The sequence below is a fragment of the Mycobacteroides franklinii genome (genome assembly GCF_002013895.1).
Lineage (GTDB): Bacteria > Actinomycetota > Actinomycetes > Mycobacteriales > Mycobacteriaceae > Mycobacterium > Mycobacterium franklinii.
The window spans coordinates 12,742-34,526 of record NZ_MAFQ01000027.1 but is presented as its reverse complement, the minus strand read 5'-3'; the positions used below and the strand labels follow the sequence as shown (position 1 = coordinate 34,526).

20 protein-coding genes and 1 tRNA gene are annotated in these 21,785 nt (G+C 65.2%); 18 read left to right on the top strand and 3 right to left on the bottom strand.

Annotated elements, in window-relative coordinates; translation table 11 throughout:
• From B4393_RS26855 to B4393_RS26815, 9 genes are all read left to right on the top strand, one after another.
• The coding region (locus tag B4393_RS26855; RefSeq protein ID WP_078336684.1) for a DUF2637 domain-containing protein at window positions 1–790 on the top strand (790 nt) is incomplete at its 5' end.
• A 716-nt stretch (window positions 791–1,506) separates the two neighbouring features.
• The gene (locus B4393_RS26850) at window positions 1,507–1,839 is read left to right on the top strand and encodes a hypothetical protein (protein ID WP_043078140.1); all 333 of its coding nucleotides are present in this window, start codon (window positions 1,507–1,509) and stop codon (window positions 1,837–1,839) included.
• Window positions 1,839–3,956: a type IV secretory system conjugative DNA transfer family protein gene (locus B4393_RS26845; RefSeq protein WP_054429033.1), complete on the top strand. Its 2,118-nt coding sequence runs from the start codon at window positions 1,839–1,841 to the stop codon at window positions 3,954–3,956. Before B4393_RS26850 ends, B4393_RS26845 begins: the two co-directional genes overlap by 1 nt.
• 80 nt (window positions 3,957–4,036) lie before the next feature.
• Window positions 4,037–4,594 carry a hypothetical protein gene (locus tag B4393_RS26840; protein ID WP_131725096.1) on the top strand — a complete coding sequence of 186 codons (558 nt, stop codon included), beginning with the start codon at window positions 4,037–4,039 and terminating at the stop codon, window positions 4,592–4,594.
• On the top strand, window positions 4,591–5,313 hold the full coding sequence (locus tag B4393_RS26835) for a hypothetical protein (protein ID WP_043078143.1): 723 nt from the start codon (window positions 4,591–4,593) through the stop codon (window positions 5,311–5,313). Before B4393_RS26840 ends, B4393_RS26835 begins: the two co-directional genes overlap by 4 nt.
• A 50-nt stretch (window positions 5,314–5,363) precedes the next feature.
• Window positions 5,364–5,621 carry a hypothetical protein gene (locus B4393_RS27720; protein ID WP_054416665.1) on the top strand — a complete coding sequence of 86 codons (258 nt, stop codon included), beginning with the start codon at window positions 5,364–5,366 and terminating at the stop codon, window positions 5,619–5,621.
• Between the two features lie 2,033 nt (window positions 5,622–7,654).
• Window positions 7,655–8,344 carry a hypothetical protein gene (locus B4393_RS28255; RefSeq protein WP_234708033.1) on the top strand — a complete coding sequence of 230 codons (690 nt, stop codon included), beginning with the start codon at window positions 7,655–7,657 and terminating at the stop codon, window positions 8,342–8,344.
• A 12-nt stretch (window positions 8,345–8,356) separates the two neighbouring features.
• A complete protein-coding gene (locus B4393_RS26820; protein ID WP_043078145.1) occupies window positions 8,357–8,608 on the top strand; it encodes a hypothetical protein in 252 nt (83 codons plus the stop codon).
• A gap of 141 nt (window positions 8,609–8,749) precedes the next feature.
• Complete coding sequence (locus B4393_RS26815; protein WP_165589742.1) at window positions 8,750–9,070, top strand: hypothetical protein; 321 nt, start codon at window positions 8,750–8,752, stop codon at window positions 9,068–9,070.
• 277 nt (window positions 9,071–9,347) lie between these two features.
• Here the strand turns inward: B4393_RS26815 and B4393_RS26810 are convergent.
• Window positions 9,348–9,430: transfer RNA gene (locus B4393_RS26810), tRNA-Leu, on the bottom strand.
• A 256-nt stretch (window positions 9,431–9,686) separates the two neighbouring features.
• Here B4393_RS26810 and B4393_RS26805 point away from each other — a divergent pair.
• The 7 genes from B4393_RS26805 (at window position 9,687) to pknB (ending at window position 19,282) form a co-directional block, all read left to right on the top strand.
• Window positions 9,687–11,039 carry a DUF3662 and FHA domain-containing protein gene (locus tag B4393_RS26805; RefSeq protein ID WP_078336682.1) on the top strand — a complete coding sequence of 451 codons (1,353 nt, stop codon included), beginning with the start codon at window positions 9,687–9,689 and terminating at the stop codon, window positions 11,037–11,039.
• Window positions 11,040–11,208: 169 nt separating this feature from the next.
• Complete coding sequence (locus tag B4393_RS26800; RefSeq protein ID WP_043078240.1) at window positions 11,209–11,673, top strand: FHA domain-containing protein FhaB/FipA; 465 nt, start codon at window positions 11,209–11,211, stop codon at window positions 11,671–11,673.
• Window positions 11,670–13,184, top strand: a complete 1,515-nt coding sequence (locus B4393_RS26795) for a PP2C family protein-serine/threonine phosphatase (protein ID WP_078336681.1) — start codon at window positions 11,670–11,672, stop codon at window positions 13,182–13,184. The genes B4393_RS26800 and B4393_RS26795 overlap by 4 nt, the downstream gene beginning before the upstream one ends.
• Complete coding sequence (locus tag B4393_RS26790) at window positions 13,181–14,626, top strand: FtsW/RodA/SpoVE family cell cycle protein (RefSeq protein ID WP_078336680.1); 1,446 nt, start codon at window positions 13,181–13,183, stop codon at window positions 14,624–14,626. The genes B4393_RS26795 and B4393_RS26790 overlap by 4 nt, the downstream gene beginning before the upstream one ends.
• Window positions 14,623–16,137, top strand: coding sequence for a penicillin-binding transpeptidase domain-containing protein (locus B4393_RS26785; RefSeq protein ID WP_078336679.1), 1,515 nt, complete (start codon window positions 14,623–14,625; stop codon window positions 16,135–16,137). Before B4393_RS26790 ends, B4393_RS26785 begins: the two co-directional genes overlap by 4 nt.
• Complete coding sequence (locus tag B4393_RS26780; RefSeq protein ID WP_078336678.1) at window positions 16,134–17,396, top strand: serine/threonine-protein kinase; 1,263 nt, start codon at window positions 16,134–16,136, stop codon at window positions 17,394–17,396. Before B4393_RS26785 ends, B4393_RS26780 begins: the two co-directional genes overlap by 4 nt.
• Complete coding sequence (gene pknB, locus B4393_RS26775) at window positions 17,396–19,282, top strand: Stk1 family PASTA domain-containing Ser/Thr kinase (RefSeq protein WP_078336677.1); 1,887 nt, start codon at window positions 17,396–17,398, stop codon at window positions 19,280–19,282. Before B4393_RS26780 ends, pknB begins: the two co-directional genes overlap by 1 nt.
• Window positions 19,283–19,290: 8 nt before the next feature.
• Here the strand turns inward: pknB and B4393_RS26770 are convergent, their stop codons facing one another.
• Together B4393_RS26770 and B4393_RS26765 are read right to left on the bottom strand one after the other, a co-directional pair.
• On the bottom strand, window positions 19,291–19,965 hold the full coding sequence (locus B4393_RS26770; protein WP_070937647.1) for an aminodeoxychorismate/anthranilate synthase component II: 675 nt from the start codon (window positions 19,963–19,965) through the stop codon (window positions 19,291–19,293).
• Between the two features lie 56 nt (window positions 19,966–20,021).
• A complete protein-coding gene (locus B4393_RS26765) occupies window positions 20,022–20,738 on the bottom strand; it encodes a DUF881 domain-containing protein (protein ID WP_078336683.1) in 717 nt (238 codons plus the stop codon).
• 178 nt (window positions 20,739–20,916) lie between these two features.
• Here B4393_RS26765 and crgA point away from each other — a divergent pair, with 178 nt between their 5' ends.
• Window positions 20,917–21,180, top strand: coding sequence for a cell division protein CrgA (crgA, locus tag B4393_RS26760; RefSeq protein WP_078282161.1), 264 nt, complete (start codon window positions 20,917–20,919; stop codon window positions 21,178–21,180).
• 121 nt (window positions 21,181–21,301) lie between these two features.
• Complete coding sequence (locus B4393_RS26755) at window positions 21,302–21,736, top strand: PH domain-containing protein (RefSeq protein WP_078336676.1); 435 nt, start codon at window positions 21,302–21,304, stop codon at window positions 21,734–21,736.
• The last annotated feature ends 49 nt before the right edge of the window (window positions 21,737–21,785 follow it).

Sequence of the window (21,785 nt, the reverse complement as noted above, 5' to 3'; positions counted from 1 at the left end):
GCGGTTCTTCTGGGCCTGGTTAGCTGGAGCGACCGCCGTTTCGCTTATCGGGAACGTCGCCCATGCGGTGCTCACCGCCACCGAGAGCACCCGGTGGCTCGCGGCAGCGGTAGCGATGGTGCCGCCCACAGTGCTGCTGGCGTCGGTTCACGGCATCGCCGTGCTGGCCAAGACAACCGCCTCGGGCCGCGTGTATCGAGCCGCCGTTGCAGCCACCACGGGCCTCGCACTCGGCGCGTTCCTGTTGAGTTTCGTCGCGCTGCGCGACCTCGCGGTGATCGCGCACATCCCGCGTCAGCTCGCGTTCGTCTTGCCCTTGGTGATTGATTTGGCGATTGGCGTCGCGACGCTCGCGCTCGTCGCCGTGGGGGATAAGCCGCCCCGCCGCGTCGCCCAACGCGCCGCATCACCCCAGGTCAGCAAACCTCCAGCGTCCAGCAGCGCGCCGCGCCCAATCACCTCAAGCGCGCCCGACGCATCGCGTCCCGCGTCGCGCGCCGTCTCCACGGCCGCGCCCAACGCGACGCGCCCCGCGCCGCCCAGCGCGCCGCAGGGGAGTGGTGACGCGCCGAGTCCCGCGCCAGAACTCGTCGCGCTGGCCGAGCGCATCGTGGAATCTCGCGCCGTCCGTCAGCCCGTGGCCACGGTCGCTCGGATCCTCGCTCTGTCGGAGACTGAGGGGCGGAAGAACATCGTGGCCGAGCGAGCGGGCGTCCATCATTCGGTCGTGAGCAAGGTGCTGTCCGAGGCCGAGACCCAGCGCCGCCACGGCCTCCAAGCCGTGTCCTGAGCCAGTTTGCCCGCCCGCTCGACCCTCTGGTGACCCCGATTTCGTAAGGCCGCATGGAAGATGCTCCGTAAGACTGGCCGTAAGGGGCTCCGTAAGACGCTCCGTAAGATTCCCGAGCCCCTTGATTTCGGGTGAGAGCACACTCGCATAGGGCCTGCTAGGAACACCCTTTCACGGCCATCCGAGCGCCCCTCGCACCCTTGCTCCCGAGCCCTCTCGTAACCCCGCCCGTAAGAGCCCTCAGCGCCCCATTTCGCCCGTCCCATAACCCTTCTCGGCACTCCGCATCTCCGTGCCGTAAGAAGAACTCCCTCCCCAGCGCCACGCCCGATGCTCGCTGCCGCCCAAGGCTTCGCCTCGGACGACACCTCGCGGCGAACCTTCTGACCTCCCGAGAACCCCAGTGACCTGGACTTTTCCGTCAGATTTACTCTCACACTCAGTAGCATCTATGGCTTCTGACCTGCGGAAACACCCCGCTCTCGCAACTTCTCGTGTCTCCCGTTTCCCCTAAACCCCAGCTCACGGGCGGTTCCTGACCAGATAGCAAACGGTGGTGTTAATGCCAGAGTAACGGGAAAGCCTGGTAGACACCGGGATTGGTGAAATCAAGGGTTGACACAGCGAATATTTTGATTAGAATTAGTTAATAGCTCACGGAACTGCTCGCGCAAGCGCTCCCAGCCCGTGAGCATGGCTTTTGGAGGTGAGACCGAGTGGGCAAGTGGATTGGCGTTACAGTCCTTGCGCTGCTGGGCTTCTCACTTCTCGGTGGTCAGTACAGCCTCATTGGTCTCGTCATGTTGGCGGGCGCGGGGCTCATCATCTGGCTCGCCATTCGGGGCTCTGGGAGTTCCCGGAGCTACTCGGTGCCCGCCCGCCCCGGACAGCTTTCTTCGGCTCGATTCGACGCTCGGGAGGAACTCGCGTCCGCCGAGCACAGCGCGGCGCGCATGGTTCGTGCCGCCCAGGAGAACGCGGAAGCTGAAGGGCGCGAGGCGCTTCGCGCCGCCATGACGTTCCTCGCCTCCGAGCCGAGGTGGATGTGATGGCGTCCTCGAATCGCGCCGCGCGGTGCGCGGCCCAGGCGCGTCAGCAACACGCGCGCGATGAATTTATGTGGCGTCAGGATGTCCGCAGGGCGGAAGCCGCGCACCGTGACCTGCTCCGCGACGCCGACCAGGCCGATGCCGAACGCGAGCGCACCGCCGAGCGCGTGAAGACCATCATGGCGCGGGCACAGGCGGACGCCGACCGCGCGGTGGCCGAGGTCGGCAAGCGATTCGCCGCTGAGGAGAAGCGTTTGTTGGGACAGCCCGTAGTGCGGTACACGGGAGCGACCCGCGCCTTGGCGTCGGGCGTGATCGTGTGGCACTGGCGCGCTGCGTGCCCGCCCGCGCTCGCCGCGCGGTTGGGTGTTGGTCGCTCGGATGCTGGCCCCCTCGCGGTGCTGCGACCAAACGGTGGATTGGTCGAGACCGATAGCTGCCCTGACGTGTTCGCGGGACTGGACGCGACATTGTTGGACGACGCGGAGTTCATGGCGTGGGCGAGAACAGTGGCTGAGCTGTGGCACGGGGACGTGCAGCAGCGATACGGAATTCTCGGCACGTTGAGGGATGACGACTGGTTCGCGAGGTTGGCGGAGAGCGCTGGAATCGCGGACTCGCAGACGACCTCGGAGACACTCAGTGGACGGTATGGGGCAGTCGAGCGGAAAGTCGCCACGGTCGGGATTCCGTCCATCGCGGGTGTTGAGATTGGTCAGGACGGGTTGGAGCTGGCGTTCTCCCACAGCTCGAATGCGAGCGCGGCGAAGTGGACAAAGGGTCTCGACCTGCTGCGCAATGGGTTCCGCGCGGCGGGCATGGACTCCTCGAATTTGCGACTCGCGGATACCGCCGATGGCGGGGTGGTGATGCGCTTTGACGATGCTCCGAGTGCCTTTCCCGACGCGGCTGCGCTTCCGGCGCCTGTGCCCGCTGCCACTGTGGATGACGCCGTTCGTCGGGTGCCCGAGGCGCGCTGGCCCGTGGGGTGGGATGCACGAGGCAACCTGATCGCTCCCACTGTCACCAGCACTCGGCATTGCATCGCGGCGGGGCAGCCTGGTGTCGGTAAGTCGGTGTGGGTGCGCAGCGTTGTTGAGCAGTTTCGGCTCAGCGGGTGGGAGATTTATCTCGGCGACGGCAAGGGCTCGGACTACGCGGCTTTGGCCGAGCAGCCGAATGTGCGGATGGTCAGTAGCGAGCCCGCGCAGCATCTTCTGCTCGTGGCCGAGGTGTGTGCCGAATTGGAGCGGCGTCGTGCCGAGGCGAAGATCGCCAAGCGCACGACGGCAGAACCGTATGCCCGATACCCGGGCATCCTCCTCGTGCTCGACGAGTTCGGAACCATGAAATCGGAGGTCTCCGAGCTGGATAAGAAGAACGGGCTGGAGCTGTTCATGGCACGGCTGGCACGGATTATCCGAGTGGGCAGGGAAGCAAGGATCGTGGTGCTCATCGCCGCGCAGGACGTTTACGCCGACACCATTCCTGTGTCGTTGCAGGACCAGTTCGGCCTTGCTGTCTTGCTGGGTGTGCCAGGGGAGCGCACTGTCACGGGAACCTTCGTTCCGGAGAATCTGCGCGATGATGCACGCCGTATCGGTGGGCGGTTGACCCACCCAGGACGTGCGTTGTACGTCGATAGGGTCGGCAAGCAGGTTGTGGAGGTGCAAACCCCCTACTCCTACTCACCTGGCTCGGTGGTGTTGGCGAAGGCACCCTCAGATGAGGTTCGCACCATCTGGGAGCAGAGCGCGAAAGTCGCTGGCTCACTGCCGAGTCTGTATCCCAGGCTCGGCATCAAAGCCACTGCGGACTGGCGTAAGGGTGGCGCTGAGACCATCGCGGACACCGAGGTTGTCGTGCTTACCGACAGCGGAGGCAACCTCCTTGCTGGAGCTGAAAAGTTCGACCCACTGAGCGACCAGTGGGCGGGCGGAGAACAGATCGGCACGCTGAAACCCCGACCGGGCTCGACCACTAAAAGCCCTGTCACGCCCCCTGTACCCGCACCCGCCGACGAGCAGTCCGAGTCGGTCGAGGAACAAGAGCAGACCGAGAAATCAGAGGAGAACACGGTGACGAAAAGACCATCCGCAGGGGGGTATTCACTATGAGCAGGCATGTCGTCGCACTTGACCCTGTGACCTCGGGGTGCTCGATTGTCCTGATAGCCGAGGACTCTCCAATCCCTCTGGTGAAGTGGGTTCCCGCGCCCTCGGCGAACAGCAACAGGAGCATCGCGGCTACCGTTCACCGCACCACGCAGACCGCCGAGGGTGTGCTGGATTCTGTTCTCCGCAGCGGGAAGCCAGCTCTCGTTGTGATGATGAAACCCCTCTGCGACCCCATCCACGAGGATCCCAGCGGCCCTCGGCGCATGATGCTTTCGGGCGAGATCATGCGACGACTGGTGGACGCGGATATCAAGGTAAGCGAGATCCCCCCGATGACTTTGGTGAAATGGGTGTTGGGTCGATTCGTCGGTGGGACAGCAGGACGCGAGTCGGTCACGAAGACGATGAAGGACAAGTTCACGGGCATCGACACAACGGACTTGGACAGCCGATTCCGCTGGAGCACAGTCGCACTGGCTGCGGCAGGAGCCCTGGCTGTGGGCATCCCAACCCGACTCGACGTGACGGACGACCGACTCAAAAACTTGAAGCTGATGGTTCTCCCGAGCACGTGGACACTGCCCAGCTCGGCTGCCGAATGGCACCAGAAGCACTCTATTCAGGAGGTATCAGCATGACTCTCAAGCGAATTGGCGCGGTGGTTGGACTGAGCGCCGTCCTGGCCGCTGTCCCGCTGACGATGCTCGCCACCGAGGACGGCACGACGGGCGCGATGCCCGTGGCCGCTGCTGCGCCCACGACTTTGTACCCCGGGGATCCTGGATATGACGATGCCAGGCAGTGGGAGAAGAACCTGCCGAGCTACACACCACCTGCGACCGCTACTCACACCGTCACGGTGACACCGACCACGACCACAAAGCCCGCACCGTCGAAGAGCACGGGCGGCGGCAGTGGAATACCCTGGTGGGTTTGGCTCGTCGGAACCATCGCCGCTATCGGTGGATTGCTGTGGTGGGGCACGACGCTCGACGGCGGGAGTTCCGCACGCACGGCGCGCGACGACGACGATGATGACGACGGCGGCGACGACGGTCAGTACCCGACTCCCCGCAACTCCGCCGAGGAAGCTGTGCTCGACCGCTGGGAAGAGCGCGAGGAAGCCCGCGAGCGTGCGGGTGCCTTGCCCCGCCGTTACCCGACCACCACCGAACTGACCGAAATGGCTCGGCTCGGAGTGCAGGACTACGACCAGCTTCCGGAGAATTCGGTGATGAGCTACCCCGCCATCACGAGCACGCCTGTCCCCGAGGTGGTTCCGTATCCCGAGCCGACGAGCGTTCCCGTGCAGCCCGCCCCGAGTGGCTCTCTCATGGACAGGCTCGGCGGCAAGTAGGCCTCAACCCAGACAAAACATCTGACCGACCATCAGAGAAATGAAGAGAAATGAAGAAAAACCTGATCCTCGCAGCCGTGGCAGCGAGCGCAGCGGCGGTCGGTCTTCTCACCGCCCCGCTCGCGGGCGCTGACCCGACACCAACCCCGACTCCTGGGGGCTACCAGGACCACCCGAACCCAAAGTCCTGCGCCGACGCTTGGGATTTCGACCTGTGCCGCGCCACGCACGGCAAGGACATGGGGCAACCCCCGTCCTACATCCATGTCCCATCGGCTTCCCCCGTGTGGACGGGGGCGGGACGATGAAAAGACTTGTCGCAGCGGGTGTCATGGCTCTCGGCATCCTGAGCGCTCCGCCCGCTGGTGCCGACCCGCAACCCTGGTGCACCTGGTCACCCGAGCTGGACACCCACTCGTGCGATTTAATCGTCGGAGTTCCTCCGACAGGGGAACTGGTCGATGGTCCAGGGGACTGGTCTACCCCAGAGACCCGCACGAGGGGATAGCGTGTGACCATGACTATCTATCAATCCCGGCCGGACACAAGGTATCTCGTGTCCCTGGTCGCCGCGCTCGGCGTGGGACTCGGGGTGGTGGGGTGCTCGACTCACCCCACCACCCCCACGGGGGCGAGCGCGGCGGGGACGATCAGTTCGGCGTCGGCTCAGGGCCTGGTGGACGTGGAGCAGGTGTGGGCGAGTCATCCGATGCCAGACTGCTCACGCGTTGTTATTGGAAATGCAACAGCGTCACCAGGATTGGTGCTTCCCGACGATGCGAGCGTTGCTCGGCAGCTCACGGGTGTCCGTAGTCCAGGGTCTGGGGAATGGGTGCGGAGCAAGTTGGGGTGGGTGACACAGGAACTGGCTGCGACTCGCGCGGACATTATCGACGCGAATAGTCCTGACGATAAGTCCATGTTGGACGGGTTCACGAGATACGTCGAGCATGTCAAATCCGAGTTGATTGCAGGACATGACATTACAGATTCTATCGACAAGACGTACCCCGAAGGATGTTCCTGACTGATGGCACCAAAACCCGATGTCGAGATGCCTCTCGATGACCCGTATGCCCTGATTGGAACGCACTGGCCATCTGAGTCGGAGAGCGCGTACCACGTCGCTGAGGTCGTGGCGGATGACGCATCGACCGCTGCCCGAACACAGGCCGAATCTGCTGACGATGCTAAGCGTCAGACCGATGAAGGCATGCAGGGCAGGACAGCTAACAGTGTGTCAGAAGGATATTCGAGCATCGCGGGCCAGCTCCGCCAGGAGAGTGCCGACTTCACCGCAATCTCTGGATGGATGTTGGACGCCGCCGGGAAGATTCGTGCGGCCAAGAAGCACATCGCGAATCTTGTCAGTACGGGTACGAGCGAAATCAAAGACGCCATCACCAGCGAGACGGCTGGCACCGCTGTTACACCGTCATCAACAGACCTCACCGCGAAGTACAGGGATGACATCGCTGGTGTCGCAAGCAAGCTGACCACCGACCTTGACGACATTGGCCACAGCCTTGCAGGCGCGCCAGGAGCTTCCACCACTCCGAGCTACACGAGTGTTCCCATGACGCCGAGCGCTCAGCAGCCTGATCCTCACGCGGTCGTGACGGCCTATAACACAGGCCAACACCCCGTCGTCGAGGCGCAACGCCTGCCGGAAATGCCCCGTGCGATGAGCACCTCGACTGTCGAGTTACCAAGCACGCCAAGCGCACCAGGGAGTACCAGTGCTCCCGCAGCCCCTGTGAATCCAACCCTCGCGGGACTCATCTCGGGGAGCGGTCCAGCGAGCACTCCGATATCTCCGAGCGCCAGTTCCCCGCACGGCTCGGCGTCGAGTCCGCTGAACACCCCCGCAGGACAGGGACCACGTGGCGCCGAGCAGCGCCAGGCCCCCGAGCACCACACTCCTGGACTGCCCAACACCCCGTCCATTCCATTGCCTGATCTGCCCGCCGTGGCATCGGACATCGCCACGGCGGTCACCAGCTCGGTAGGACATCAGCTCCCCGCCACGAGCATGGCACCCGCCACACCTCTCGCGCCCGCGAGCACGGGATTCACTCCAGGGACCAGCGGCACCTCTCCAATTCCCTCGGGGCTCGCGCCAATCGGCGGAGTACCGACCCCGCCACCCGTAACTCAGTCAGTAACACCCGCACCGCAGGGAACGCCAGCCTCCCCGCCACCAGGAGTCCAGACCCCCAGTGCTCCCCAGACTCCTGCATCAGCACCAGCTCCACGCGGTCCCGTGGTGGACGCCGCTTGGCTGCAAAGGACTTATGGGCTGGCCCCTGGTGTGGAACTCCCCAAGGATGAGAACACCTCTGTGACGGCACTATTCATCGCTTACCTGCCCGAACCCGAGGCTCGCCTGCACCGTGCGCTGGCTTCACTCTGTCACCAATTCGAGCAGGCGGGGTGGGCTCAGCCACTCGCTGTGGCCAGCATTCGGCGGGGGTTCGAGAGTCGCATCGTCTATGCCACGGCAGACGCCCTGTCTATCCACCCAGCGGGCATCCTCCTGCCCGCCGAGGTGACCCCGTTGGACGAGATGACAGGAATCTCAACTCATTCCGACCTTGAGGGCAGCCTCATGGTCGCGGACAAGCTCACCAGCCTCATTCCCTATGGATGGGAACTCGAAAGCATGTTGAGCACCGTGCCCGCCGACGAGAACAGCCAGTCCGCCGAGCAGTATCGGGAACTGGTGCAGGGTGGGGAGTTGCTGGAATGCAAGGTTTCTCGTGGTCGTGAGGGTGTGACGGACGCGGAGGCTCTGAGGGTGTTCGCTCGGGCTGCTATTGGCTCGGCAGGCTGCTCCGACTTGGACGTGGAGTCCGCTCGGCTCCGAGGGAGTCGGTGGGTCGGGGTTCAGCCGCAAGGTTATGTCGATGGTCTGAGTCGGTGGTATCTGTCGGATGCCGCAGAAGCGATGAGCGCGGGCCGCTGGGGAGAAGCGGTGTACGCCAGCGAGAACTACATGTCCATCCAGCAGTCGAGAAGCCAAGCGGCATAAGGAGGATTAGATATGTACACACGAGAGCAGCATGAAGCCATCCAGGCCGCATACGCCCGCTCGGCTGAGCGCAACGCTGCGCTCGCGGCGACATTCATGTGCATCGAAGCGCTGAATTGGACTGACCGTCCCACGGCTCACGAGGAGTTCCTTGCTGCGATGGACGCACACGCCGAAATGCGCAAGGCAAGCGATGCGCAGCTCCAGTTCGAGCTGGAAGTGGCGCAAGGGAAATGGGACAACCTGTTGGGCGAGCGCCCGTGACGCAAGAGGAACTGAGCGCACGTGCCGCCGAGTTGGCCGAGCGGAGTCGCGCGACGAGTGCCCGTGCCGCCGAGTCGTTGAAAGCTCAGTGGCTGGCCAAGCCGAATGGAACTCATGTCATCGAGAGAAGGAGAAGGACTGATGTCAGGAACTGTCGCGACGAGTGGTGACCCCATCGTCCAGGCGCACAGGGCCGTCGCGCAGTCGGCGCGGGAGGCGGCTGCGGGGCTGCCCGTGGTGGAGTCGGAGGGCATGAGAACGGGGCACGCAGAACTGTTGGAAGCCGCGCTGGGGGAGACCAAGAAGGTGTTGGGGGCGCTGGCGCACGTGGCCGACATCGGTGCTGGGGGTGCGTGTGCGCTGGGGGAGCAGGATCGCGAGAACGGTCGGCGGTACGAAGGCTGGGACGCTCCCGAGTTGCAGCGGCGAGGGGAGCCGACAGGGGAGGCACGGGTGGTGTGAGTGAGGGAGGTGAAGTGATGGCAGAGAACGAGTGCGGATGCGAGCGCACAGTTTGGGCGGTGCTCGACGAGCTGGGAGTCGAGTACGAGCGCATCGGATGACGCGTCCACACACCGAATAGGGTCTCGGAGAGCGAACTCCGAGACCCTATTCGGTGTGTGGACAACTCTTGGGCGCGACCGTTTGTGCCCAAAATGTGCCCACGGGGGCAGGAAACCACCTAGCCCCCGCCTATGAAAAAACCTCCCACCTGCGGTAACAGGTGGGAGGTTATCGGTGGGCGAAGGGGGACTTGAACCCCCACGTCCCGAAGGACACTGGCACCTGAAGCCAGCGCGTCTGCCATTCCGCCACTCGCCCCAACGACCGCGGCAGCTTATCACGATCAGAACCCCATCTCCGAACCGCGGACGGCCGGCGAAAGCTCCTGAACACACTGTAACCGTCACAAACCTCATGCATAGAAGGCCTCTTGGTGCCAAGCCGATGTCGTCTCGTAATAGAGGAGTGGGTGCCGACGATCATCAAACCGATACCATCTACTCGAGATCCGCTCGCGGCGGTGCACTGTGTCATGCGCGCAGTACCTCCCGCGCGATCGCCGAAAGGAGGAGGCATGGGAATTGTCCAGCGCTTTGAGCGCAAGCTTGAAGACGTGGTCGGCGATGCCTTCGCCCGCGTGTTCGGCGGCAGCATCGTCCCGCAGGAAGTGCAGGCATCGCTGCGCCGCGAGGCCGCTGATGGAGTCAGGTCCGCGGGCCAGGGTCGACTTTTGGCTCCCAACGAGTTCTCTGTCCTCCTCAGCACCACAGATCACGAGAAGGCGGCCGACGACCGCGAGCTCGACCCAGACACGTTCGCCGAACTCCTGCGCGAATATATTCGCGATCAGGGGTGGCAAACGTATGGTGAAGTTGTTGTCCGATTCGAACAATCACCGAACTTGCACACCGGTCAGTTTCGTACGCGCGGTGTGGTCAATCCCGATAGCAAGCGGGACCGTACGCACGGCGCCGTGACGACTGCCCCTCCGACCCCGGATCCACAACCAGGAGCATCCATGACTGACAACCCAGGTCCCCAGCAGGGACGTCCCGGCGAAGAGTACGGCCGGGAGGACGACCGGTACGGACGTCCCGATCAGGACCCACGCGGCCAGCAGCCGCAGGGTGGCCAGGGATACCCCCCACGCCAGGGTGGCTATGAGGGTGGCGGCTACGGGCAGGGTCAGCAGTACGGCCAGGATTACGGCCGTCCGCCGGCCGGTTACGACCAGGGCGGCTACCAGCAGCGTCCCCCGCAACAGGGTGGCTACGACCAAGGTGGATACGGCGGCGCTCCGCAAGGCGGCGGCGAGTACGGTCGTCCCCCCGCGCCTCCGCAGCAAGGCGGCGGCTACGGTGCCCCGCCACAGGGCGGATACGGCGAGCCTCCGCGCCCCAACTACGGCGAGTACCCGCAGGGCGGCGGATACGGCGGCCAGCAGGGTCCCCCCGCGGGCCAGGATTACAACCGTCCCCCGGCCTACCCGCAGCAGGGCGGATACGGCGCCCCGCCGCAGCAGGGCGGCTATGGATCACCGCAGGGTGGTTACGGCGAGCCTGAGTACGGCGAGTACGAGCAGGGCGGTTACCAGAGCAGCCCCGACTACGGCGCCCCCACCGGTGGCCCGGGCGGCGGTCGCACCACGGTCACCTTGCAGCTGGACGACGGCAGCGGCCGCACCTACCAGCTGCGTGAGGGCACCAATGTGATCGGCCGTGGCCAGGACGCCCAATTCCGGCTGCCGGACACCGGCGTTTCACGCCGTCACCTCGAGGTGCGCTTCGACGGACACGCCGCGCTGCTGTCGGATCTCAACTCGACCAATGGCACCACCGTCAACAACGCGCCGGTCACCGAGTGGCAGTTGGCCGACGGCGACATCATCCGGCTGGGACACTCCGAGATCATCGTTCGGGTCCAGTAGAGAACAGAGGAACACCGACCGAATCAGCAACACCCCGTTCGACACAGGCTGCACGTATCGGGCCCCGGCCGGTAGGCCGGACAAGTATCGTTTGCCCTGCCGAATATGTCCGGTCTTGCCGGACACCCTCGCCGAGGCGCGATGGACCAGCGAGAGGAACGACAACCGGATGCAGGGACTGGTGCTCCAGCTCACCCGCGGTGGGTTCCTGTTGCTGCTGTGGGTGTTCATCTGGTCGGTGTTGCGTATCTTGCGTACCGATATTTACGCGCCGACCGGTCAGCTGATGGCCAATCGCGGTCTGAACCTGCGCTCCATCCGGCCCGCGAAGACCAGCAGGCGGCAGATGCAATACCTGCTCGTGACCGAGGGCGCCCTGGCCGGCACACGAATCACGCTCGGCACCCAGCCCATTTTGATCGGGCGTGCCGACGACTCCACACTGGTCCTCACCGACGATTACTCGTCGACGCGGCACGCGCGGCTATCGCCACGCGGGTCGGATTGGTACGTCGAGGATCTAGGATCGACCAACGGCACATATCTGGATAGGGAGAAGGTGACGACGGCGCTGCGGGTTCCCCAGGGGACGCCGGTACGTATCGGTAAGACAGTGATCGAGCTGCGCTCGTGACACTGGTACTTCGCTACGCCGCGCGTAGCGACCGCGGACTTGTGCGGTCGAACAACGAGGACTCGGTCTATGCCGGTGCCCGCCTCTTGGCATTGGCCGACGGAATGGGCGGCCATGCCGCCGGTGAGGTCGCCTCTCAGCTGGTCATCGCGGCCCTGGCGCCGCTCGACGACGACGAACCCGGCGGAGACCTGCTGGACGCCCTTGCCGACGCGGTGTACGCCGGCAACGGGGCAATCGCCGATCATGTGCGCGCCGAACCCGAGCTGGATGGCATGGGCACCACCCTGACCGCCTTCCTGTTCGCAGGAAAGCGGCTCGGCATGGTGCATATCGGTGATTCGCGCGCGTACCTGATGCGCGACGGCGAGCTCGCCCAGATTTCCAAGGACGACACCTTCGTGCAGACCCTCGTCGACGAGGGCCGCATCACGCCCGAGCAGGCACACAACCATCCGCAGCGCTCGCTCATCATGCGCGCTCTCACCGGCGCACCGGTCGAGCCCACGCTGATCATGCGGGAGGCGCACGCGGGGGACAGGTACCTGCTCTGTTCGGACGGCCTTTCCGATCCGGTCAGTCACGAGACCATCGCCGAGGCGTTGGAGATCCCCGACGTCTCCGCCGCGGCCGACCGGCTCATCGAACTCGCCTTGCGCAGTGGGGGACCCGACAACGTCACCGTGGTCGTCGCCGACGTCGTAGAACTGGATTACGGACAGACCCGGCCCATCGTGGCGGGTGCGGTGTCCACCGACGCCGACACCGATACCCCCCCGCCGAACACGGCCGCCGGGCGCGCCGCGGCCATTCAGCGCGCGCTGAAGGAACCCGAGCCCGTAGAAGACGAATCCGATAGCGAGACAGCCGAATCCGATGCCGCCAAGCCCAAAAAGCGTCGGCTGCGGTGGCTGATCGCGGCGGTGCTCGTGGTACTCATCGCCGTGGCCGGACTGGCGATCGCTCGCCGGGTGGTGCTCAACAACTATTACGTGAGCGCCTACGAGGGCAACGTCTCCATCATGCAGGGTGTGCAGGGCTCACTTCTGGGCTACCGGTTACAGCGGCCCGACCTCGTCGGTTGCCTCGACAGCCGTAGTGATCTGTCGCTGGTGAGCTATGGCGAACCCGCATCCAGCCTGTCGTGCAAGTACTTCAAGGTGTCCGACCTGCGGCCGTCCGAGCGTCAGCAGGTTGAGACCGGCCTGCCCGGCGGCACCCTCGATCAGGCGATCAGCCAGCTGCGGCAGCTCACCAAGAACGCCTTGCCCCCGTGCCCGCCGCCCGCACCCAAGACTCCGCCGCCGCCCGTTCCGACCACAGCTGGCCGCACCCCGTCCACCACATCGGGCGCCGCCACCATCACACCGACGACGTCGGCCAAGCCGTCGCCGACACCCTCCACGACGCCGGGCGCCAGCACCACACCGACCACACCATCCACTGCTGCGCCGGCCCCGTTGCCGGCGCCACCACAAGAGCCGGGCGTTACCTGCCGGACCGTGTCATGACGACGGCGCCCCAAACCGCTGTCGTGACCCGTGGGGCGGGCACCGCGCCACCCACTCAATCCACACGACGTAGCGCGGAGTTGGGGCTCCTCGGCTTTGCGGCCGCCATCACCACCGTCGCCCTGATCCTCGTCGAGGCCAATCTCGAACGCGGACTGTCCTGGGACCTGGTGGCTTACGGCCTGGCCTACCTCGCGCTTTTCGCCTTGGCGCACTTGGCGGTTCGCCGCTGGGCACCGTATGCGGATCCACTGTTGCTGCCGTGCGTCGCTCTGCTCAACGGGCTAGGTCTGGTGATGATCCACCGGCTCGATCTCGTGCATTCCTACAACGACGGCGATGCCGATCGAGTCGGTGACAACAACGCCGCGCAGCAGATGTTGTGGACGATGGTGGGCCTCATCGCGCTCGCGGCCGTACTCGCCACCCTCAAGGACCACCGGGTACTGGCCCGGTACGGCTATACCTTCGGCATCGTCGGTTGTGTGCTGCTGGCCATCCCCGCGCTGCTGCCCACGTCGATGTCCGAGCAGTACGGCGCCAAGATCTGGATCGAGTTGCCGTTCTTGTCGATTCAGCCCGCAGAGGCCGCCAAGATCCTGCTACTGATCTTCTTCGCAGCTTTCCTGATGACCAAACGGACGCTGTTTCGCACCGCCGGACGCAACTACCTGGGCATCGAGCTGCCCCGCCCCCGCGATCTCGGCCCATTGCTAGCCATCTGGGCAATTTCCGTGGGCGTCATGGTCTTTGAGAAAGACCTTGGCGCCTCGCTGCTTTTCTACGCCTCGTTTCTCATCGTGCTCTACGTGGCCACCGCCCGAATCAGTTGGGTGCTCATCGGTTTGGCGCTCTTCACGGTCGGCAGTGTGATCGCCTACTTCCTGTTCGGGCATGTGCGGGTGCGCGTGCAGAACTGGTGGGATCCGTTCACCGATCCCGACGGTGCCGGCTACCAGATGGTCCAATCACTGTTCAGCTTCGCCACCGGCGGCATCTTCGGCACCGGTCTGGGCAATGGCCAACCGGGCACGGTGCCCGCTGCCTCAACGGATTTCATCATCGCCGCGGTAGGTGAGGAACTCGGTCTGGTAGGCCTGGCCGGGGTGCTCATGCTCTACACCATCGTGATCATCCGCGGCTTCCGCACGGCACTCGCGGTGCGCGACAGCTTCGGCAAGTTGCTCGCGGTGGGCTTGTCGGCCGCGTTGGCCATGCAGCTGTTCATCGTCGTCGGGGGCGTCACCAAGCTCATCCCGCAGACCGGACTGACCACTCCGTGGATGTCCTATGGCGGGTCTTCGCTCGTCGCGAATTACGTGCTGCTCGCCATCTTGCTGCGCATTTCACACATCGCGCGCCGGCCGCTGAGCCCCCACACCTCCTCATCGCCCGCTGCCCCCCTCGCGGACGCCAGCACGGAACTGATCGATCGCGTATGAACACGTCGATCCGCCGAGTCTCGCTGGCCGTCATGGGTCTGGTGGTACTACTGCTGGCCAATGCCACGCTGACGCAAGTGTTTACGGCACCCGGACTGCGCGCTGATCCTCGCAATCAGCGCATCCTGCTCGACGAGTACTCGCGCCAGCGGGGGCAGATCTCGGCGAGTGGACAGCTGCTGGCCTCCTCGGTGGCCACCGACAGCCGATTCCGCTTCCTGCGGCAGTACGCGGACCCCGAGGTGTACGCACCGGTCACCGGGTTCTATTCACTCAACTACTCGAGCACCGGCCTGGAGCGCGCCGAGGACACCATGCTCAACGGCTCCGATCCGCGGCTGTTCGGACGACGACTCGCAGACTTCTTCACGGGCCGCGACCCTCGCGGCGGCAGCGTGGTCACCACCATCCGACCCGATGTACAGCAGGCCGCCTACGACGCCATGCACCGTGGCTGCAAGAACGGCTGCCGCGGGTCGGTGGTGGCGCTGGAGCCCTCCACCGGAAGGATCCTCGCGATGGTGTCGACGCCCTCCTATGATCCCAATCTGCTCGCCAGCCAGGACGCCGAAAAGGAGAACGGGGCCTGGCGGCAGCTGACGGAAGACCCCGCGCAGCCGATGCTGAATCGCGCCATCGCACAGACCTACCCACCGGGTTCGACCTTCAAGGTGATCACCACCGCCGCGGCGCTGGCCGACGGCAAGACGGTCGACACCGAGGTGACCGCGTCGCCGACGATCTTCCTGCCGGGGAGCAACGCAACCTTGGAGAACTACAACCGGGCGTCCTGCGGAGGGGGTGACACCACCTCGTTGAAGGAGGCGTTCGCACGCTCCTGCAACACCGCCTTCGCCAAGTTGGGCTCCGAACAACTCAAGCGCGACAAGCTGGTCAAGGCCGCGCAGGCCTTCGGTCTCGACCGCGAACTCGACTCCATCCCTCTCCAAGTGGCTACCTCCACCGTCGGACCCATGTCCGACGATGCCGCCGTCGCCATGTCGAGCATCGGGCAAAAGGATGTCGCCGTGACACCGCTGCAGAACGCGATGGTTGCCGCAGCCGTCGCCAACAAGGGCGTGCTGATGCAGCCGCACCTGGTCGATAGCCTTAAGGGCCCAGACCTTTCGAATCTGTCCACGACCACCCCGGATGACATCGGCCAAGCCGTGACACCCGCTATCGCGAACACACTCACCGAACTCATGATTGCCTCAGAACAGCGCACCGCACAGACCGGTGCCCTCCCCGGCGTACAGATCGCTTCCAAGACCGGCACCGCCGAGCACGGCACCGATCCACGCAATACTCCGCCGCACGCGTGGTACATCGCCTTCGCACCGGCGCAGAGCACGACAGCCGATCCTCAGGCCACAGCGGTCACCCCCAAGGTGGCCATCGCGGTTCTCGTCGAAGACGGCGGAGACCGCGCCCTTGCGGCCACCGGCGGCTCCGTCGCCGCACCCATCGGGCGACAGGTCATCGCCGCAGCACTACAGGGAGCCTCATGACGGTACGTGTGGGAGAAACGCTTTCGGGTCGCTACCGGTTGCAGCGGCTCATCGCCACCGGCGGTATGGGCCAGGTGTGGGAAGGTACCGACAGCCGACTGGGCCGCAAGGTGGCCGTGAAGGTACTCAAGGCCGAGTTCTCCTCGGACCCGGAGTTCATCGAGCGGTTCCGCGCCGAGGCACGCACGGTCGCCATGCTCAACCACCCCGGTATCGCCAGCGTCTACGACTACGGCGAGACCGATATGGACAGCGAGGGCCGCACCGCGTATCTGGTGATGGAGCTGGTGCACGGCGAGCCACTGAACTCGGTGCTCAAGCGCACCGGGCGCCTGTCGCTGCGTCACTCGCTGGACATGTTGGAGCAGACCGGCCGCGCGCTACAGGTCGCGCACGCGGCGGGCCTGGTGCACCGCGACGTCAAACCGGGCAACATCCTGATCACACCCACCGGCCAGGTGAAGCTCACCGACTTCGGCATCGCCAAGGCCGTGGACGCGGCACCGGTCACCCAGACCGGCATGGTGATGGGCACCGCCCAGTACATCGCCCCCGAACAGGCGCTGGGCCATGACGCGACCCCGGCCAGTGACGTCTATGCCTTGGGAGTCGTTGGCTACGAAGCAGTTTCGGGAAAGCGCCCCTTCTCTGGCGACGGCGCGCTGACGGTCGCGATGAAGCACATCAAGGAAACGCCGTCGCCGCTGCCGGCCGATCTGCCACCGAATGTGCGCGAGCTCATCGAGATCACGCTCGTGAAGAACCCCCAGAACCGGTACACCAGTGGCGGGCCGTTCGCTGATGCGGTGGCCGCCGTGCGCGCCGGACGGCGTCCGCCACGGCCCAATCAGGCACCGACCATCAGCAGGGCCACCCCGGCTGCCATCCCGCCCGCCACGACGGTCCGGCCCGCCGTGGGGGCACCGAGCCGCGTCGCCCCGCCCACGTCCCGTACCCGCCCGCCGACGGGTACGCACCGGCCGCCTCCGCCCCGGCGTGGCACCTTCTCACCGGGCCAGAAGGCCCTGATGTGGGCTGCTGCGGTGCTGGGCATCTTCGCGATCATCATCGCGGCGCTCATCCTGTTGCAGGCGAGCGAGAAGAAGAATCCGTCGCCGAGCACCCCGGCAACGGTTTCCGGTAGTGAGGCACCCTCAAGTCCAGGTTCAGCTTCGCCAGGAGCGCTCGCGCCAGCTAATATCGTGGCTCTGCTTCCGGACGCCGGACCGGACCCGATCCCTGGGACGAAATCACCCTAATGACCACTCCGCAGCACCTCTCGGACCGCTATGAACTGGGGGAGATCCTCGGCTATGGCGGCATGTCCGAGGTTCACCTGGCACGCGACCTGCGGTTGAACCGCGACGTCGCGATCAAGGTGCTGCGCGCTGACCTGGCCCGGGACCCCAGCTTCTATCTGCGTTTCCGCAGGGAGGCGCAAAACGCCGCCGCGCTCAACCATCCCGCGATCGTTGCGGTGTATGACACCGGTGAGGCAGAGACACCCACGGGACCACTGCCGTACATCGTGATGGAGTACGTCGACGGCATCACCCTGCGTGACATCGTCAAGGAGGACGGCCCCATGCCGATCCGCCGGGCGATCGAGGTCATCGCCGATTCCTGCCAGGCGCTCAACTTCAGCCATCAGCACGGCATCATCCACCGCGACGTCAAGCCCGCCAACATCATGATCAGCAAGACCGGCGCGGTAAAGGTGATGGACTTCGGAATCGCGCGCGCCGTCTCTGACGCCGGCATCAGCGTCACGCAGACCGCTGCGGTAATCGGTACCGCACAATATCTTTCGCCGGAGCAGGCCCGCGGCGAGACCGTCGACGCACGCTCCGATGTCTACTCGCTCGGCTGCGTCTTGTACGAATTGCTCACCGGTGAACCGCCTTTCGTGGGTGACTCGCCCGTTGCGGTGGCCTACCAGCATGTGCGGGAAGACCCGGTCGCCCCGTCCAAGCACAACCCGGAAATCCCACCTGGCCTGGATTCCGTTGTTCTCAAAGCTCTTTCGAAGAACCCCGACAACCGGTACCAGAACGCCGCGGAGATGCGCACCGACCTGATGCGGGTGTACCAGGGCGAGCAACCGGAAGCACCCAAGGTTCTCACCGACGCCGAGCGCAGCACGATGCTCAGCACGCCTCCCAACACCCGGGCCTTTCCCGCCTCGGGACCCCAGACCGGTCCGCTGCCAAACCGGTACGAGGAGCCGCGCCGGAACCCGCTGAGCCGCTGGCTTGTTGGTCTGGCCGCCCTGGTGGTACTCACCGTGGTCGTCACCTTCGCGATCATCTGGGGCAGTGGGCCCTCGCGCGATGTGCAGGTTCCCGATGTCAGCGGCAGGTCTCAGTCCGACGCCGTCGCCGCGCTGCAGAACCTCGGATTCAAGACCAAGATCCAGAAGAACACCAGCTCAAAGATCGCCCCCGACAAGGTCATCGATACCGATCCGGTCAAGGGCTCGACCGTCTCCGCGGGCTCGGAGGTAACCCTCAACGTATCCATCGGACCGGAGAGCCAGCAGGTACCCGACTGCCACGGCCTCAGCTTCGGCGACGCGGTCAAGAAGCTGCAGGCCGCCGGTTTCAAGGGCATCTTCACCCAGAGTGAGACCAAGTCGCTGCCCGAGGACAAGGGCAAGGTCATGGCCACCAACCCGCCGGCCGGGCAGTATTCGGCTGTTACCAACAACATCACCATCGTCGTCGGCAAGGGTCCGGGGGAGAAGCCCGCACCCGATCTCGTCGGCCAGAACATCGATGTCGCGACCAAGAACCTGCCCACCTACGGATTTACCGCACCGCCCACCGTGATCCCCGTGCCCAGCCCGGAACCCAAGGGACAGATCCTGAGTACGAACCCGCCCGCGAACACTCCGTTCGCGGAGGACGGGGTCATCGAGATCCGGGTGTCGGCCGGCGGGCAGTTCCGCATGCCGAACATCATGGGCAAGTTCTGGACCGACGCCGAGCCGATGCTGTACCAAGCCGGCTGGCAAGGCGGAGGACTGAGCACCGAGGACGTGCCGTCCGACGGCAACAACCGGGCCCGGGTGGTATTCCAGGATCCGCCCGCGGGCGCCGGAGTCGGATACAACGGCCCGATCAAGCTGCGCTTCGGCGCGGGCTAGACCGGCCTCTAGCCGCCGAGAGCGGCGACGCGTCCGGTGACCCCGTTCAGGGCCGCGGCGACCTCTGTCTCTAGGCGGCGCACCAACGATTCGTCAAGGGGCGCACCGCAATAGGTGAGCCAGTTGGCGAGCATCCGATGCCCACCCTCGGTGAGGATCGACTCCGGGTGGAACTGCACCCCATGGATCGGATGCTCGGTGTGCATGACACCCATGATCACCCCGCTGGCGGTACGGGCGATCACCCGAAGCCCTTCGGGCACCGTGTCGGGGAGGATGGTCAACGAGTGATACCTGGTGGCCGTGAACGGGTTTGGTAGCCCGCGCAGCACACCGGCGTCCTCGTGTTCGACGGTACTGGTCTTGCCGTGCAACAGCTCCGGTGCGCGGTCGACGGTGCCGCCGAACGCCACCCCGATCGCCTGATGCCCCAGGCAGACCCCGAGCAGGGGAGTGCCCGTCTTTGCACAGGAATGCACCATCGCGATGGATGCGCCCGCGCTCTCGGGCGTACCCGGGCCGGGGCTGATCAGTACGCCGTCGAAATCGGCGGCCACCGCGTCGGTGTCTGCCAGCCGGGGGTCGTCGTTGCGCCACACCGTCGCGTCCACACCGAGCTGACCCAGGTACTGGACCAGGTTGAACACGAAGCTGTCGTAATTGTCGACGACCAGGATGCGCACAGGTCAAGGGTACGGACCCGCGCCAACGCTTTCCCAGCCGGTTTACCAGCGAGGGCTTAGCGGCCTTCCAACGGGACCGCCCGGCCGGGCCCCACCGCGTCGCGATATCCGGCCACCTCAAGGTGGTGTCCACGCGTCACGGTGTACCCCAAGCCAAATCTCGCGACGTACTGCCGATACAGGCTCACCAGCGGAGCCGCGTCGAGGGCTGCCTGCATGGCATCGGCGTCACCGATCGCCGTGATCACGTAGGGCGGGCTGTAGGTGCGGCCGTGCAATAGCAGGGTGTTACCCACACATCGGGGCACCGAGCTGGCCACCAGGCGCTGGTCATCCTGCATCTGAATGGCCTCAGCACCCGCGCTCCACAAGGCGTTGAGCACGCCCTCCACATCCTGCTGATGCACCACCAGATCATCGGGCGACGCGTCCCTGGGGAACCGGCCGTACGCATCGCGCTTGGCATCGGTCAGCGTCACCACCAAACCGGGGCCGGTGACCGGTTGCACGCCGGCGGCATCGGCCACCGCCCCGGTCTCGGCCAGTGCCGCCGCGACCTGACTGTCTCCGCCCGCCGACTGGTCGCGCGCGGCGGAGACCTCGTTGGCCAGGCCGTCGCGGGTGGCACTGAGCTTGTCGACCGACTTTTGGGTCTCACGCACCAAATCCACCAATCGAGGCGACGGGGAGTCGCCCCGGCGGATCTCGTTTCCGCCCGAGACCGTATGTGTCGCGGCCAGTAGGAAGCCGGCAAGGGCACAGACCAGGGGCACGCCGATCCGCCAGAAGAGGCCGCCGCGAGCACCTGAACCTCGTGGCGCAAACTGCTCATCGGAGGTCACCGGAGCATTGTCGCAGCACTGCGCTGTAGCCTGCGTAAGAACCCATTACTACTCGGCCGCGACGATGACTCGCCGTGCCGCCATATCCGAGATGCTTCCGAGGTAGTCGATGCCCAAGTCCAAGGTCCGTAAGAAGTCAGCGTTCGCCACCACTACGGTTAGCCGTACCCCGGTCAAGGTGAAGGCCGGCCCGTCGAGCGTCTGGTTCGTCGCGTTCTTCCTCACCCTCATGCTCATCGGCCTGGCCTGGTTGATGGTGTTCCAGCTCGCCGCGCAGCACATCACGTGGATGCTCGATCTAGGGCCGTGGAACTACGCCATCGCGTTTGCCTTCATGATCACCGGGCTGCTGCTGACCATGCGGTGGCGGTGACAAAAGACCTGGCGGATCCCGAGTTGCCGTTGCCAGTCCGGTCAGCACCCGTTTCCGTCGAGTCCACCCGCGCGACACCCAATCACAACGATGTGATTTATCCCCACTGTGGATAACGCCTGTGGATAACTCGACCGCATCTCCCGTCGAATGGGGCCCAAAACCCGCCGGGATTCTCGCCGTCGCACTCATCGGTGGCGCGTTGGGGATCGCCGCCGCGCTATTCGTCGCCGACGCCCCGGGCCGACTACTGGCCTCGGTGGCCGCGCTCGGCCTGCTGATATTCGCCGCGGTGTCCTGGCGCTGCCGTCCCAAATTGCGCATCGCCGACGAGGGTCTGGAAATGCAGGGCCTGTCTCGCAGCACGCTGCTGCCGCGCACCTCGGTGGATTCGGTGAAAGTCACCGAATTCCGCCGTCTGGGCCGGCGTGCCCGGTTGTTGGAGATCGAATCCGACGATCGTCTGATCGTGCTGAACCGCTGGGATTTGGGTACCGACCCCCGCGACGTGCACGAAGCGCTGCGCGCCGCCCGCTACCCGACACAGTCGCCATAATCCGCGTATCGTTTCCTTAGGTAATTAGTCCTAGGTAAAGAGGCGGGCA